This window comes from Methylobacterium sp. Leaf111 (assembly GCF_001423285.1).
Lineage (GTDB): Bacteria > Pseudomonadota > Alphaproteobacteria > Rhizobiales > Beijerinckiaceae > Methylobacterium.
Map to the genome: position 1 here is coordinate 85,335 of NZ_LMNE01000004.1, position 13,861 is coordinate 99,195.

Annotated in this window: 12 protein-coding genes and 1 pseudogene; 9 read left to right on the forward strand and 4 right to left on the reverse strand. The window is 68.9% G+C overall.

The genetic code is table 11. From position 1 onward, the window contains the following. The first annotated feature begins 15 nt into the window (after positions 1 to 15). The 7 genes from ASF41_RS05970 to ASF41_RS06000 all read left to right on the forward strand — a co-directional run bounded on the left by ASF41_RS05970 (position 16) and on the right by ASF41_RS06000 (position 10,663). The gene (locus ASF41_RS05970) at positions 16 to 1,236 is read left to right on the forward strand and encodes an NAD(P)/FAD-dependent oxidoreductase (protein ID WP_056272003.1); all 1,221 of its coding nucleotides are present in this window, start codon (positions 16 to 18) and stop codon (positions 1,234 to 1,236) included. Positions 1,237 to 1,247: 11 nt separating this feature from the next. Next, a complete protein-coding gene (locus ASF41_RS05975; protein WP_056272000.1) occupies positions 1,248 to 3,035 on the forward strand; it encodes a NirA family protein in 1,788 nt (595 codons plus the stop codon). Continuing rightward, the gene (locus tag ASF41_RS05980) at positions 3,032 to 4,633 is read left to right on the forward strand and encodes a sulfite reductase subunit alpha (protein ID WP_056491626.1); all 1,602 of its coding nucleotides are present in this window, start codon (positions 3,032 to 3,034) and stop codon (positions 4,631 to 4,633) included. The genes ASF41_RS05975 and ASF41_RS05980 overlap by 4 nt, the downstream gene beginning before the upstream one ends. Positions 4,634 to 4,750: 117 nt before the next feature. Beyond that, entirely contained in the window at positions 4,751 to 7,423 is a 2,673-nt protein-coding gene (locus ASF41_RS05985; protein ID WP_056491677.1) for a nitrate reductase, read from the forward strand. Positions 7,424 to 7,462: 39 nt separating this feature from the next. Next, complete coding sequence (cysG, locus tag ASF41_RS05990) at positions 7,463 to 8,956, forward strand: siroheme synthase CysG (RefSeq protein ID WP_056213575.1); 1,494 nt, start codon at positions 7,463 to 7,465, stop codon at positions 8,954 to 8,956. Positions 8,957 to 9,076: 120 nt separating this feature from the next. Further along, positions 9,077 to 9,658, forward strand: coding sequence for an SCO family protein (locus tag ASF41_RS05995; protein ID WP_056491629.1), 582 nt, complete (start codon positions 9,077 to 9,079; stop codon positions 9,656 to 9,658). 120 nt (positions 9,659 to 9,778) lie between these two features. Then, the gene (locus ASF41_RS06000) at positions 9,779 to 10,663 is read left to right on the forward strand and encodes a dihydrodipicolinate synthase family protein (protein WP_056491631.1); all 885 of its coding nucleotides are present in this window, start codon (positions 9,779 to 9,781) and stop codon (positions 10,661 to 10,663) included. A 12-nt stretch (positions 10,664 to 10,675) separates the two neighbouring features. Here the strand turns inward: ASF41_RS06000 and ASF41_RS06005 are convergent. Both ASF41_RS06005 and ASF41_RS25775 read right to left on the reverse strand, forming a co-directional pair. Continuing rightward, a pseudogene (locus tag ASF41_RS06005) lies at positions 10,676 to 11,326 on the reverse strand (glycosyltransferase family 2 protein); the annotation flags it as partial. A gap of 88 nt (positions 11,327 to 11,414) precedes the next feature. Then, positions 11,415 to 11,624 carry a hypothetical protein gene (locus ASF41_RS25775; protein ID WP_056491635.1) on the reverse strand — a complete coding sequence of 70 codons (210 nt, stop codon included), beginning with the start codon at positions 11,622 to 11,624 and terminating at the stop codon, positions 11,415 to 11,417. Positions 11,625 to 11,885: 261 nt separating this feature from the next. Here ASF41_RS25775 and ASF41_RS24630 point away from each other — a divergent pair, with 261 nt between their 5' ends. Both ASF41_RS24630 and ASF41_RS24635 read left to right on the forward strand, forming a co-directional pair. Next, complete coding sequence (locus ASF41_RS24630) at positions 11,886 to 12,119, forward strand: hypothetical protein (RefSeq protein ID WP_156653212.1); 234 nt, start codon at positions 11,886 to 11,888, stop codon at positions 12,117 to 12,119. Further along, a complete protein-coding gene (locus ASF41_RS24635) occupies positions 12,103 to 12,513 on the forward strand; it encodes a hypothetical protein (RefSeq protein ID WP_156653213.1) in 411 nt (136 codons plus the stop codon). The genes ASF41_RS24630 and ASF41_RS24635 overlap by 17 nt, the downstream gene beginning before the upstream one ends. Positions 12,514 to 12,558: 45 nt before the next feature. Here ASF41_RS24635 and ASF41_RS06015 read toward each other — a convergent pair whose 3' ends face one another. Both ASF41_RS06015 and ASF41_RS24640 read right to left on the reverse strand, forming a co-directional pair. Next, the gene (locus ASF41_RS06015; RefSeq protein ID WP_056491637.1) at positions 12,559 to 13,026 is read right to left on the reverse strand and encodes a hypothetical protein; all 468 of its coding nucleotides are present in this window, start codon (positions 13,024 to 13,026) and stop codon (positions 12,559 to 12,561) included. After that, positions 13,019 to 13,855, reverse strand: a complete 837-nt coding sequence (locus tag ASF41_RS24640; protein ID WP_156653214.1) for a hypothetical protein — start codon at positions 13,853 to 13,855, stop codon at positions 13,019 to 13,021. The genes ASF41_RS06015 and ASF41_RS24640 overlap by 8 nt, the downstream gene beginning before the upstream one ends. Positions 13,856 to 13,861 lie beyond the last annotated feature (6 nt).

The following is a 13,861-nucleotide window of genomic DNA, read 5'->3' on the forward strand; positions in this document are numbered from 1 at the left end:
GACGGATCGCGAGCGATGCGGGAACGGCTGGTGGTGATCGGCAACGGCATGGCGTCGTTGCGCTTCCTGGAGCGCCTGACCGAGCGGGCGCCGGGCCTGTACGACGTCACCGTCGTCGGGGCGGAGCCGCAGGCGGCCTACAACCGCGTGCTGCTCTCCTCGCTGCTGGGCGGCGAGGTCGACGAGGCCGGTTGCGCCTTTCGGGGCCTCGACTGGTACGCCGATCACGGCATCCGCCTGATCACCGGCGCGCCGGTGACCGCGGTCGACCGCGAGAACGGCCTCGTGATCGTCGGCGAGACCCACGTCCTGCCCTTCGACCGGCTCGTGCTCGCGGTGGGCTCCCTGCCGATCCGGCTGGCCAAGCCCGGCATGGACCTGCCCGGCGTGCTGACCTTCCGCGACCTCGCGGACGTGGCCGCCATCCGCCGGGCGGCGGTGGAGCACGCCCGGGCCATCGTGATCGGCGGCGGGCTCCTCGGCCTGGAGGCCGCCGTCGGCCTCGCGCGGCTCGGCGTCGACACCACGCTCCTGCACGTCATGGACCGGCTGATGGAGCGCCAGCTCGACCACGCCGCCGCCGGCCTGGTGAAGCGGGCCATGGAGGCGCGCGGCGTCAGGGTGCTCCTCAAGGCCGACACCGCGTCGGTCGATGGGGAGGGCCGGGTCGAGCGCCTGATCCTGTCCGATGGCACCGTGCTGCCGGCCGACCTCGTGGTGATGTCGGTGGGCGTGCGGCCCAACGTGGCGCTGGCACAGAATGCCGGGATCGCGACCGCGCGCGGCATCCTGGTGGACGATCGGATGCAGTCGTCGGATGCCCGCATCTCCGCGCTGGGGGAGTGCGCCGAGCACCGGGGCCAGGTCTATGGCCTCGTGGAGCCCGCCTACGAGCAGGCCGAGGCCCTGAGCCGCCACCTCATGGGCGAGGACGCGGCCTATCTCGGCACCGCCCTCTCCACCAGCCTCAAGGTCTCGGGCCTGCCCGTGTTCTCCGCCGGCCAGATCGAGGCGCCGGAGGGGGCCGAGACCGTGCTGATGTCGGATCCCGGCCTCGGCCTCTACCGCAAGCTCGTCGTCGCCGAGGACCGGCTGCTGGGCGCGGTCTTCGTCGGCGACATCGCCGAGCAGGGCTGGTGCAAGGAGCTGATCCGCACCGGCGCCTCGATCGCCGAGCACCGCGACGACCTCCTGTTCGGGCGCCCCGCGCCCGCATCCCAACCCCTCGCAGCGTGAGGAGGCTACCCATGGCCGATGCATTCAACGCCGAGCAGAAGCGCTATCTCGAAGGCTTCGCCTCCGGCATCAGTGCCGCCCGGATGACCGGCGGCCTGGCGCTCGCGCCGGGCGCCGCCGCCCCGGCCGAGCCCACCGGCCCCGACGCGATTCACATCAAGGCGCAGGACGCCACGGTGAAGGCCGGCGGCAAGCTCTGCGAGCAGGAGAAGTGGAAGCGCGCCGAGAACCCCTTCGACGGCCACAACCGCCTCATCGCCGAGGCTCAGACGGGCAAGGCCCCGAAGCCCGAGGACAATTTCCGCTGGCGCTACCACGGGCTGTTCTGGGTGGCCCCGGCCCAAAATTCCTACATGTGCCGGCTGCGCATCCCCAACGGCATCCTGCACCACTGGCAGTTCGCCGGCATCGCGGATCTGGCCGATGCCCATGGTGGCGGGTACAGTCACGTCACCACCCGGGCCAACCTGCAGGTCCGCGAGATCGCCCCCGAGCACGGCCAGCCCTTCCTCGACGGGCTGATCGACCTCGGGTTGACCGCCCGGGGCGCCGGCGCCGACAACATCCGCAACGTCACCGGCTCGCCGGTGGCCGGCATCGATGCGCAGGAACTCCTCGACACGCGGCCGCTCGCCAAGTCCTGGCACAACCACATCCTCAACGACCGCTCGCTGTTCGGCCTGCCGCGCAAGTTCAACGTCGCCTTCGACGGCGGCGGCGTGATGCCGGTGCTGGAGGAGACCAACGACATCGGCTTCCAGGCCGTGCGGGTGGGGGAGGGCGCGAGCGTCGCGCCGGGCATCTGGATGCGCCTCGTACTGGGCGGCATCTCGGGCCACCGGGACCTCGCCCGCGACACCGGCGTCGTGCTGCGGCCGGAGGATTGCAACAAGGTCGCCGACGCCATCCTGCGCGTCTTCATCCAGAACGGCGACCGCACCAACCGCAACAAGAGCCGGATGAAGTACGTCCTCGACGCCTGGGGCTTCGACAAGTACCTCGCCGCCGTCGAGGCGGTGCTGGGGACCACGCTCGACCGGGTCGACCCGGCCCACATCGCCCCGCGCGGGCCCATGGACCGCTTCGCCCATGTGGGCGTGCACCGGCAGGTCCAGGACGGCCTGAACTGGGTCGGCGTGATCCTGCCCGTCGGCAAGATGACCACCGACCAGATGCGCGCCCTGGCGGCGATCGCGTCCGAGTGCGGCGACGGCGCCATCCGCATGACCGTCTGGCAGAATTTCCTGTTTTCCGGCGTGCCCGACGCCAGGGTGGCGGAGGTCCGCGCCCGCGTGGCGGCCCTCGGCCTCACCACCGAAGCGTCGAGCATCCGTGCCGGCCTCGTCGCCTGCACGGGCAACCGCGGCTGCAAGTTCGCCGCCTCCGACACCAAGGGCCACGCCCTCGTCATCGCCGACCACATCGAGGCGAACCTGACGGAGCTCGACGTTCCGGTGAACGTCCACCTCACCGGCTGCCACCACTCCTGCGCCCAGCACTACATCGGCGACATCGGGCTCATCGGCGCCAAGGTCGTGGTCTCGGAGGAGGGCGACACGGTCGAGGGCTACGACATCGTGGTCGGTGGCGGCTTCGGCGACAGCCCGAGGATCGGCACCGAGATCTGGAAGGCCGTGCGGGCCGAGGATTGCCCGGCCCGCATCGAGGCGCTGCTGCGCAGCTACCTCGCCCGGCGCATCGGCCCGGAGGAGAGCTTCCAGGCCTTCACCGCCCGCACCGGCCCCGAGTCGCTGCGCCACATCGCCGAAGAGCAACCCGTCCTGAAGGCCGCCGCATGAGCGAGCACGTCACGCCCCCCCTGGTCCTCATCCCCGAGACCGCCCCGTTCGACCCGGACCAGCGCGCCTGGCTCTCGGGCTACTTCGCCGCCCTGCTCGGCCCCGCGGTGGAGGGCGCCACGGCCCTCGCACCCGGCGAAGCGCCCGGCGGCGCGCAACAACTCGCGGACAACGACGACGCGCCCTGGCACGATCCCTCGCTGCCGCTGCCCGAGCGGATGGCGATGGCGAAGGAACGGCCCGAGCCGCAGAAGCTGATGGCCGCCATGGCGCAGCAGGATTGCGGCCAGTGCGGCTACAACTGCGCCGACTACGCCAACGCGATCTTCCTCAAGAACGAGGAGCGCCTGAACCTGTGCCAGCCCGGCGGCAAGGACACGCTCCGGATGCTGAAGAAGCTCGAGGAGGAGTTCGGGGCCGGCGGCGGCGCCGCGCCGAAGACGTCCGAGGACGCCGCCCCCAAGGCCGCTCCCGCGCTCGGCCCCCTCGGCTACTGCCGGGAGAACCCCGTGGAGGCGACCTTCGTCTCGCGCACCCGGCTCAACGCACCGGGGGGCGAGAAGGAGACCTGGCACGTCGAGATCGACCTCACCGGCACCCCGATCGACTACGTGGTCGGCGATTCCCTCGGTCTGTTCCCCGCCAACGCCCCGGCCCTGGTCGATGCGGTTATCGCCGAGCTCGGCGCCCGGCCCGAGCGCCGGATCGGGGCCAAGACCCTGCGCGACCGGCTGCTGACCGACTACGCCCTGGGCGGCGCGCCGGACGGGCTTTACCAGCTCCTCTCGCTGCTCACCGCGGGCGAGGCCCGCCGGAAGGCGCAGGCGCTGGCCGCCGGCGAGGACCCGGACGGCGACGCCGCCCATCTCGACGTGCTGGGCGCCCTCCACAAGTTCCCCGGCGCGCGCCCCGACGCGGAGGTGTTCCTGGAGGCGCTGGACGAGCTGCAGCCGCGGCTCTACTCGATTTCGTCCTCGCCCAAGGCCGATCCGGGCCGGGTCTCGCTCACCGTCGACGCGGTGCGCTACAGCCACCGCTCGCGCCTGCGCCTCGGCGTGGCCTCGACCCATCTCGGCGAGCGCATCCCCGAGGGCATGAAGGTCAAGGTCTACCTGCAGAAGGCGCACGGCTTCGCCCTACCGGAGGATCTCTCGAAGGACGTCATCATGGTCGGGCCCGGCACCGGCATCGCGCCGTTCCGCGCGTTCCTGCGCGAGCGCGACGTGACGGCAGCGCCGGGGCGCAACTGGCTGTTCTACGGCCACCAGCGCCAAGCCTCCGACTTCTTCTACAAGGACGAGCTCAACGCCCTGAAGGACCGCAAGGTGCTCACCCGCCTGTCGCTGGCCTGGTCCCGCGACGGCGCCGAGAAGACCTACGTCCAGGACCGCATGCGCGAGACCGGCGCGGAGCTGTGGACGTGGCTCGAGGGCGGCGCGCATTTCTACGTCTGCGGCGACGCCAAGCGCATGGCCAAGGACGTGGAGCGGGCGATCATCGACGTCGCCGGCCAGTTCGGGGGCAAGAACCCCGACGAGGCCGTGGCCTACCTCGCCCACCTCAAGAAGACCGGCCGCTACCAGGCCGACGTGTACTGAGGCGCAGCCCCTCCCCCTCGCGGGAGGACGGCCGCGGAGGGGGTGGACGAGGCCCCGCCCCGCGCCCTCCGACCCTTGCTCCACGCCACGACCCCGCTCTCCGCCGAGGATTCCGCCATGACCGCGCACGTCCAGGCACCGGCCGCCCCTGTCAAGACCACCTGCCCCTATTGCGGCGTCGGCTGCGGGGTGGTCGCCACGCCGGACGGGCAGGGCGGCGCGGGCATCGCCGGCGACACCGCGCACCCGGCCAATTTCGGCCGGCTCTGCTCCAAGGGCTCGGCGCTGGGCGAGACGCTCTCCCTCGACAACCGCCTGCTTCACCCGCAGGTGGACGGCGTCCGGGCGAGCTGGGAATCGGCGCTCGGCACCGTGGCGGGGTCCCTGCGCCGGATCGCCGAAGAGCACGGGCCGGACGCGATCGCGTTCTACCTCTCGGGCCAGTTGCTGACCGAGGACTACTACGTCGCCAACAAGCTCGCGAAGGGCTTCCTCGGTACCCCGCACGTCGACACCAACTCGCGCCTGTGCATGTCGAGCGCGGTGGCCGCCCACCGGCGCGCCTTCGGCTCGGACACCGTGCCGGGCTGCTACGAGGACCTGGAGGAGGCCGACCTCATCGTCCTGGTGGGCTCGAACACCGCCTGGTGCCACCCGATCCTGTTCCGCCGCATGATCGACGCGCGGGCGAAACGCGGCACCAAGCTGGTGGTGATCGACCCCCGCCGCACCCAGACCGGCGCGGAGGCCGACCTCTTCCTCGGCCTGAAGGCCGGCACAGACACGGCCCTGTTCTCCGGCCTGCTGGTGCACCTCGCCAGCACCGGCTCCCTGGACTACCGTTTCGTCCTCGACCACACGAGCGGCCTCGACGGCGCCCTGGAGCGGGCGCGCGCCATCGCGCCGACGATTCCCGCCACCGCCGCCGCCACGGGCCTGTCGGAAGCCGACGTGGCCCGGTTCTTCGAGCTCTTCGCGCGGACGAAGCGCGTCGTCACCGCCTTCTCGCAGGGGGTGAACCAGTCGGCGCAGGGCACCGACAAGGGCAACGCGATCATCAACTGCCACCTCGCCACCGGCCGCATCGGCCTGCCCGGCGCGGGGCCGTTCTCCCTCACCGGCCAGCCCAACGCCATGGGCGGGCGCGAGGTCGGGGGCCTGGCCAACATGCTGGCCGCCCACATGCACTTCACCCCCGAGGAGGTGGACCGGGTCCGCCGCTTCTGGTCGGCGCCCAACATCATCACGGGCGAGGGCATGAAGGCGGTCGCCCTGTTCGAGGCGATCGAGCGCGGCAAGATCAAGGCCCTCTGGGTGATGGGCACCAACCCGATCGTGTCGATGCCCCGCGCCGACCGCATCCGCGCGAGCCTGAAGGCCCTCGACCTCTACGTCGTCTCGGAGGCGGTGGCCGACAGCGACAGCGCCCGGGCGACGGGACGCCGGACCGTGCTGCTCCCGGCCCTGGCCTGGGGCGAGAAGGACGGCACGGTGACGAATTCCGAGCGCCGGATCTCGCGCCAGCGCAGCTTCCTGACACCGCCCGGCGAGGCCCGGGCCGACTGGCAGATCATCTGCGACGTCGCCAAGCGCCTCGGCCACGGCGAGGCTTTCGCCTATTCGGGCACCGCCGCGATCTTCCGGGAGCACGCCGGCCTCTCGGCCTTCGAGAACAACGGCACCCGCGACTTCGACCTCGGGGCCGTCAGCGACCTGGCCGACGCGGCCTACGCCACGACCGCCCCGCTGCAATGGCCGCTGCCGAAGCGCGGCAAGGCGCGCGCCCGGCTCTTCGCCGACGGCCAGTTCTACACCTTCGACAAGCGCGCCCGCTTCGTGGCCGTGCAGACCCCGACGCTCGCCGAAGGCGTGAGCGAGGCCTATCCCCTCGTCCTCAACACCGGCCGGGTCCGCGACCACTGGCACACGATGACGCGGACGGGAAAGAGCCCCCGCCTCTCGGCCCACCGCGCGGTGCCCTTCGTGGAGATCCACCCGGACGATGCCGCCGCCCTCGGTCTGAAGGACGGGGACCTCGCCCGCCTCAGCACGCCGCACGGCAGCGCGACCCTGGAGGCGATGGTCACCGACGCGGTGCGGCCGGGCGACCTGTTCGCCGCCTTCCACTGGAGCGCCGCCACCGCCTCGGATGCCCGCGTCGGCGCCCTGGTGCGCGGCGTGCCCGATCCGGTCTCGGGCCAGCCCGAGCTGAAGGCGACCCCGGTCGGCCTCGCGCCGGTGCCCTATCGCAACCGGGGCTTCCTGCTGACCCGCGGCGAGCACACCCTGCCGGGGGGCTGGTGGTGGGCCCGCGCCACGATCGCCGGCGGCTCGGGCCTGCAATTCGCCACGCAGGAGAGCTCCCGCGCCGTGGCGCTGATGATGCGCGGCCTGTTCCAGGGCCACGAGCTCGCCGAATACGCCGACCACGCCCGCGGACGCTACCGCTGCGCCGTCTACGAGGCCGGCCGCCTCGTCGCCTGCCTGGCGCTGGGCCCCGCCGAGGCCCGCCCGGGCTGGGACGAGGCCAAGGCGCTGTTCGCGGACCCGGAGCCCGCGCCCTCGGCCCGACGCGCCCTCCTGACGGGCCGCGCCGAGACGGCCTCGGCCGGTCCCACCGTCTGTGCCTGCCACGGGGTCGGCCTCGACGTCATCACGGGGGCCATCGCCGCGGGGGCCGGCACCGTCGAGGCGGTGGGCGCCGCCTGCAAGGCCGGCACGAATTGCGGCTCGTGCATCCCCGAGATCCGCAAGCTGCTGCCCGAGGCGCTTGCGCGCAACGCCGCATAGGCTCACTTTCGGCCGAATCGACACCCATCTCCGAGCCTCATGAGCACGCCCCGCATCCCCCGTGAAACCCGGCCCGCCGGCACCGAATCAACGCGCGGCGGAGCCCCGGCCGGCCTGGAGCCCTTGGCCGTCCTGCCGGTCTTCGTGCCGCTGCAGGGCAAACGCGCGGTGCTGGCCGGCTCCAATGGCGGTGCGCCCTGGAAGGTGAAGCTGCTCGCCGCCGCCGGGGCCCACGTGGACGTCTATGCGCCCGAGCCCAGCGACGAGCTGCGCGCGGTGCCGGGCGAGATCGTCGCGGGCTCCGTCACCCTGCACGAGCGCCAGTGGCACGCCGACGACCTTGCGGGGTCCGCCTTCTGCATCGGCGCCATGGAGGACGAGGACGACTGTATCGCCTTCGTGGCCGCCGCCCGGGCGACCGGCGCCATCGTCAACGCGGTCGACCGGCCGCATCTCTGCGACGTGAAGTTCGGCGCCATCGTCAACCGCTCGCCCATGGTGGTGGGCATCTCGACAGAGGGCGCCGCCCCGGTCTTCGGCCAGACCGTGCGGGCCCGGATCGAGGGCATGCTGCCGCGCGGGTTCAAGGCCTGGATCGGCGCCGCCCGCGACTGGCGCGAGGAGGTCACGAGCCGCTTCCACGGCTTCTCGGACCGCCGCGCCTTCTGGGAGCGTTTCACGGATCGGGCCTTCGCGGAGCCCGACCGGGTGCCGACGGACCGGGACCTCGCCGAGCTCCTGGGGCAGACCGAGGCCGCGCCGAAGGGCGGGGCCGTGACCCTCGTCGGCGCCGGCCCGGGGGACGCCGAGCTCCTCACCCTCAAGGCCCTGCGCGCTTTGCGCAACGCCGACGTCATCCTGTACGACGATCTCGTGGCGCCGGAGATCCTCGACTATGCCCGCCGCGAGGCCCGCACCATGCTGGTGGGCAAGACCGGGCACGGCCCGTCCTGCCGGCAGGACGACATCAACGCGCTGATGGTGCAGCTCGCCAAGTCCGGCAAGCAGGTGGTGCGCCTGAAATCCGGCGACCCCCTGGTGTTCGGCCGGGCCGGCGAGGAGATCGATGCCTGCCGGGCCGCCGGCATTCCCGTCAGCGTGGTGCCGGGCGTCTCCGCGGCGCAAGGGGCGGCGGCCTCGCTCTGCGTCTCGCTGACCCACCGCGACGCGGCGCGACGGCTGCAATACGTCACCGGTCACGACCGGCGCGGGGCCTTGCCCGAGGACCTGAACTGGGGCGCGCTGGCCGATCCGAGCGTCACCACCGTGGTCTACATGCCCAAGAAGACCCTCGGGGTGCTGCTGGAGCGGGCGATCGCCGAGGGCCTCGCCCCCGCGACTCCGGCCCTTCTCGTCTTCAACGCCACCCGCCCGAACCAGCAGGTGGTGGAGGGCACGGCCCAGGATCTCGCGACCCGGGTCGAGGCCGCCGGCCTCGACGGTCCGGCGCTTCTCATGGTGGGCGACGCCCTGCGCCGCGGGGACGCCGAGGCGGCGATCGCCGCGATCGAGCCGGACAAGCTCGCCATCTGAGGCAGGACCAGCCGGGCGACGTTTGGTGGCGACGGTTTGGTGGCGACGGTTTGGTGGATTGCCCGGAGGCGGCGCCTGTGGTCTGAAGCCGCCACATCCCTGGATCGCAAGGCCGTTCCCATGCGTCGTACGCTCCTGCCCCTCCTCGCCTTCGCGATCGGCCTCGTGGGGCTCTGCGTCGCGGCCTTCGTGGTGCTGGCGCCCAAGACCCAGGAGGGCGGGACGAGCAGTGTCGGCGGCCCCTTCATCCTGACCAACCAAGACGGGCAGCGCGTCACCGAGCGCGATTATGCGGGCCGGACGCATCTCGTGTTCTTCGGTTTCACCCACTGCCCCGACGTGTGCCCGACCACGCTGCAGCAGATCGGCGACGTGCTCCAGGCCCTCGGACCGAAGGGCCAGGACGTGCGCGCCCTGTTCATCGCCGTCGATCCCGAGCGCGACACGCCCGCGGCCCTGAAGACCTACCTGGCGAGCTTCGACCCGCGCATCGTCGGCCTGACCGGCTCGCCGGAGGAGGTGAACGCGGCGGTGAAGGCCTACCGGGCCTATGTCCGCAAGGTGCCGACCAAGGACGGCGACTACACGATGGAGCACACCGCCCTGGTCTACGTGATGAACGGCCAGAACCGCTTCCTCAACGCGCTCAATCTCGCCCGCCCGCCCCAGGAGGCGGCGGCCGAGCTCGCCAAGATGCTTTAGGTACGCAGGTGCTGTAGGCACGAGGCTGTCAGGATCGCGTGGCGCCGCGGGGCGCCGGGCCGTCGACCCTGACGACGACGGGGGCCGGTGCCTCCCCGAAGCGTCCGCCCCGGAGCGACCATGACCGTCCTGTCGGCCTTCCCGATCACACCCTCGAACGCCGACGGCCAGGTGGACCTCGGCGCCTTGCAGGCTCTCCTGCAGCCCCTGGTCGCGGCCGGGGTCGGCTCGATCGGCCTGCTGGGCAGTACCGGCACCTATCCGTTCCTGGCGCGCCACCAGCGCCGCCGGGCCGTGGAGGCCGCCGTCGCGGCGGTGGCGGGCCGCGTACCGGTCCTCGCCGGGGTCGGCGCCCTGCGCACCGACGAGGCGGTGCGGATGGCCCAGGACGCCAAGGGCGCCGGGGCCGAGGGTGGGCTCCTGGCGGCGATGTCCTACACGCCGCTCACCGAGGATGAGGTCTTCGTGCATTGCGAGACGGTGGCGCGGGAATCCGGCCTGCCGCTCTGCCTCTACGACAATCCGGGCACCACCCATTTCCGGTTCACCCCGGCCCTCGTCGGCCGCCTCGCCCGGGTTCCGGGCATCGTCGCGATCAAGAGCCCGGCGCCGGAGCCGGGCGGGGCGGCGGAGCATCTCGGCGCGCTGCGCGCGGTGGTGCCGGCCGGGTTCTCCCTTGGCTACAGCGGCGACTGGAACGCGCTCGCGGCCCTGCTGGCGGGGGGCGAGGCCTGGTACAGCGTCGTCGCCGGGCTGTTCCCGCGGCCCGCCCTGGCGATCGTAAGGGCCGTCGAGGCCGGCGACACCGCCGAGGCGCAGCGCCTGAACGCCCGGCTCGCGCCGCTCTGGGACCTGTTCCGGACCTATTCGAGCCTGCGGGTGATCTATGCCTGCGCCGATCTTCTCGGCCTCTGCCGCGCGGCGCCGCCGCGGCCGATCCTGCCGCTGGAGGGGGAGGCGCGCCGGCGGGTGGCCGACACCCTCGCGGCGCTGGAGCTCGGCTGAGCCGGACCGCCCTCACTGCGGGCGCAGCGCGCCGGTGCGGGAGGTGCGGGCGAGGCCGTGCTCGGTCTTGTTCCAGCGGTTCGGTGCGCGGACGAGCTCGTACAGACCCGACCAGGCGGCGAGGCTGATGAGCAGGAAGTAGACCGGCATCCCCGGCACGGTGGTCAGGAGGTCGAACCAGCCGCGCCGGACGCAGCCGAGGGCCGCCGGCAGCAGCATCGCGAGCAAGCCGGCGACGAACAGGGTGACGGAGGTGCCGGTGGGGAGGTTCGCCCAGAATCCGCCGGAGGTCGGGGATCCGCTCCACGCGAAGGCCGCGAAGTCGTAGGCCGCCCGGCCCATCAGGAACGGGTAGGCGAGGGCGGAGATCACCGTCCCGGGCACCAGGGCGACGGCGCAGAGGGTGCCGAGGGGGCCGAGCTGCCGAAGCGTCCGGCGGGGCGCGCGGGCATGGGTGAGGCTCGTCTGCAGGAACCCCTTCATCCAGCGGGTGCGCTGGTGCAGCCAGGGCCGGAGCGCGCGCGGCGCCTCCTCCAGGGTGTCGCTGCGCAGGTCGCCCACGCGGTAGCCCGCCCGCGCCAGGCGGATGCCGAGATCGGCATCCTCGGTGACGTTCCACGCGTCCCAGCCATGGAGTTCGCGCAGGACGCCGGTGCGGAAATGCGGCCTTATGGAGCAAATGCACCAAGGTGATGGCGAATGCAAGCGCCTGCGATGGTGAGGGTATCGCCGGTGATTGCGTCGAGTGAGGCTAGCTTTTTAGCAGCGCCTCTAGATCGGCGATGATGCGCCGGCAGTCGGCCATGGCTTCCTGCGTGCGGTCTACAAGCTCGCCGTTATCCAACCGCTCGCCAGACATGTGGCGGCCTGACTCGAAGCCTTTCAGTAAGCGCTTATGGATTGCGAGTTGGTCTTCCGCCCAAAGGCGGTACGCTTCTGATGACGCCATAAAAACACCCATCAAATTTATCGGTTTTGAAGAGGCGCCGCATGATGCGTGAAGCCGCTCCGATTTGCAGCGCGAATTTTTGGCCCCTCAAAAAATGAGGCCAGAAACGCAGATTGTTTTTGGCCACGCTGGCACCAATTTTTAAAGCCATGCATTTAAAGATCGCAGCGAATTTCTCGCGCTTGAAAAAACTGGAGCGGCGGTGCAATCGTGCCTGACGTTCCATCACTCGTCATATCTCGAAATTCTCAGGCAGGTGCACCGGAGTTTGTCATGGCCGAAATTGCGATCAAAATCCTTTCGTCCGTGGCTGTTTTCGGTCCTCTGATCGTGCTCGGTCGTTCTCTTTTCCAAGCGCTTTTCCCAGCTAAAATTGTGATCACCAATCACAATGGGCGGATCGTGAAAGAGATTACGGCGGAAAGCGCGATCCGCGATAATCCGGCGGAACTGAAGCGTTTCCATAAAGACGTTCAGCGCCGGATAAGGGATGCCAAAGCAGCCTAGAAAAACGGCGAGTTCGAAGGAAAATTCCAAAGCTAAAGGGACGCTATCGAAGGTTGCCGGAGCTGGCACAGGCTCCGGCATGATCGTTTGGGTTGATAGCTTGGGGTTAAGCCCCTCGTGGAAAATTGCGTTGGAAGCCGCCGCGCCGTGGGTTGCGATTGGCATATCCTTCTTGGGTCCGATTGTAGCCGGAATGCTGTTAAATACAGCTCGCTATCGTGGCACCCAATTTTTGCTCAACAGAGCTGAAAAGCTTCACGACGCCATCCCTGACGATGCTGCCAATGCTTCGCAGCGGGAGCAGGTTGCTGCTAACATTCGGGAATACCGGCAGACATTGAGTGACATTCTTCACGACGCCGCACATACCTTCAAAGTGTCCTCGTCGCGGTAGATCGGCGGATCAATTGAGTGCGGTTGCTGCACAATACCGGATTGCCTAGCCGCCAGGAGGCCCCGGCTTCCTGGGAAGCGGTGTCAGCCTGAACGCCGCCAGCGTTAGGTCGACCACGGTCACGATGCTGAAGGCGATCGTGATCAAGGCGAGGCCATTTACGGCCGCCTGCCACACTGCAATCTCCGGAAGCAGCCCTTTGACGAACACGGTCACTAGGGACACGCATAGGGCGACAATCAGAGCCATCGCTGAGTGACGAAGATCGGCCCGCGATCTCTCAAAGCCGCTTTTCCCGAGCGCCTCGTCATAGCGGTTGAGTTCGATATGAATGTTTGCCGCTGACGCAAGCGTGATCGTTACGAGTACGCCCATGAAGCTAAGATACTCGTGGTTGACGAAATTCTTTAGGAACAAGTTTTCGTCGCTTAAAACGGACGGCATCGTGAACGTAAAGATCACAACCGCTGTGACCAAGCAGAAGAAGCCGCAAATCGCAACAGTCTTACTCATGGTCCAAAATCTTTGCCAAACTGATTAGCGCTCGCGCGATTGCGGCCCTAGGAGATCCCGAGAGATCATACTGTAATATAGCTCTTTTTGATTTCCTAGTCGAGCTATATGTTAGGCCATCACGAGTTTTTGCTGTTGCGGAGCCGCTTCCTTTTTCAATGTATGCCAAAGCTTCTTCTACCGGTGGGCTATTGGTGATTATGCCCGTCTCGCTCTTGATGGTCGTCGTAACTTCCTCGGCGTTCATTGTCTCACCCGCCGACCTAAGTTCGTCCTTGAGATGTGAGTCGGCGTTCCAAATCCCGTTCGGCACAACAAAGTCAAACGTCAGAGAAGTGATGTTACCCTTGTGCTTCTCCGCGAATTCCCAAAAAGTTTGCGAGCTAAATATTGGCTGAATTTCGAGCGTGTAAGGCGACAAGAAGTTTTTGTTTATTTCTTTTGCAATTGATCTTAGAACGGAGAAAGACCTGCCGATCTTTTTGTCTCTCTGAATTGATACTTTTTGACCGTCCCTTCCAGGCGTAGGGTCGACTGCAATTACAGATGCCTTCCAGACATCTCGCAGTTGCTCATCAAAATCTTCCTCTGGTGGAGCGTTTTCGGGGACACGTATCTGCCGTCCAACCTTCCCAACGATCGCCCCCGTAATCAAATCGGTTTCAATGGGAATGTATGAGAACGCTGTTCCATGGTGCTCAAATTCGATCCGTCTGCTGAAAACGGATCGAATATAGTCCTCGCGTGTCTCGTCAAACGGTTCAAAAAGATCGTTGTGACGACGCTTGATGAGCGTCAGACGAAAAAGCTCATAGGTGTCCGCCGGCATCTTCCT

Bases quoted from the DNA above. Each gene is read 5' to 3' on its own strand.
- ASF41_RS05970 (WP_056272003.1), top strand. From the start codon at position 16: ATGCGGGAACGGCTGGTGGTGATCGGCAACGGCATGGCGTCGTTGCGC.
- ASF41_RS05975 (WP_056272000.1), top strand. From the start codon at position 1,248: ATGGCCGATGCATTCAACGCCGAGCAGAAGCGCTATCTCGAAGGCTTC.
- ASF41_RS05980 (WP_056491626.1), top strand. From the start codon at position 3,032: ATGAGCGAGCACGTCACGCCCCCCCTGGTCCTCATCCCCGAGACCGCC.
- ASF41_RS05985 (WP_056491677.1), top strand. From the start codon at position 4,751: ATGACCGCGCACGTCCAGGCACCGGCCGCCCCTGTCAAGACCACCTGC.
- cysG (WP_056213575.1), top strand. From the start codon at position 7,463: ATGAGCACGCCCCGCATCCCCCGTGAAACCCGGCCCGCCGGCACCGAA.
- ASF41_RS05995 (WP_056491629.1), top strand. From the start codon at position 9,077: ATGCGTCGTACGCTCCTGCCCCTCCTCGCCTTCGCGATCGGCCTCGTG.
- ASF41_RS06000 (WP_056491631.1), top strand. From the start codon at position 9,779: ATGACCGTCCTGTCGGCCTTCCCGATCACACCCTCGAACGCCGACGGC.
- ASF41_RS25775 (WP_056491635.1), bottom strand. From the start codon at position 11,624: ATGGGTGTTTTTATGGCGTCATCAGAAGCGTACCGCCTTTGGGCGGAA.
- ASF41_RS24630 (WP_156653212.1), top strand. From the start codon at position 11,886: ATGGCCGAAATTGCGATCAAAATCCTTTCGTCCGTGGCTGTTTTCGGT.
- ASF41_RS24635 (WP_156653213.1), top strand. From the start codon at position 12,103: ATGCCAAAGCAGCCTAGAAAAACGGCGAGTTCGAAGGAAAATTCCAAA.
- ASF41_RS06015 (WP_056491637.1), bottom strand. From the start codon at position 13,026: ATGAGTAAGACTGTTGCGATTTGCGGCTTCTTCTGCTTGGTCACAGCG.
- ASF41_RS24640 (WP_156653214.1), bottom strand. From the start codon at position 13,855: ATGCCGGCGGACACCTATGAGCTTTTTCGTCTGACGCTCATCAAGCGT.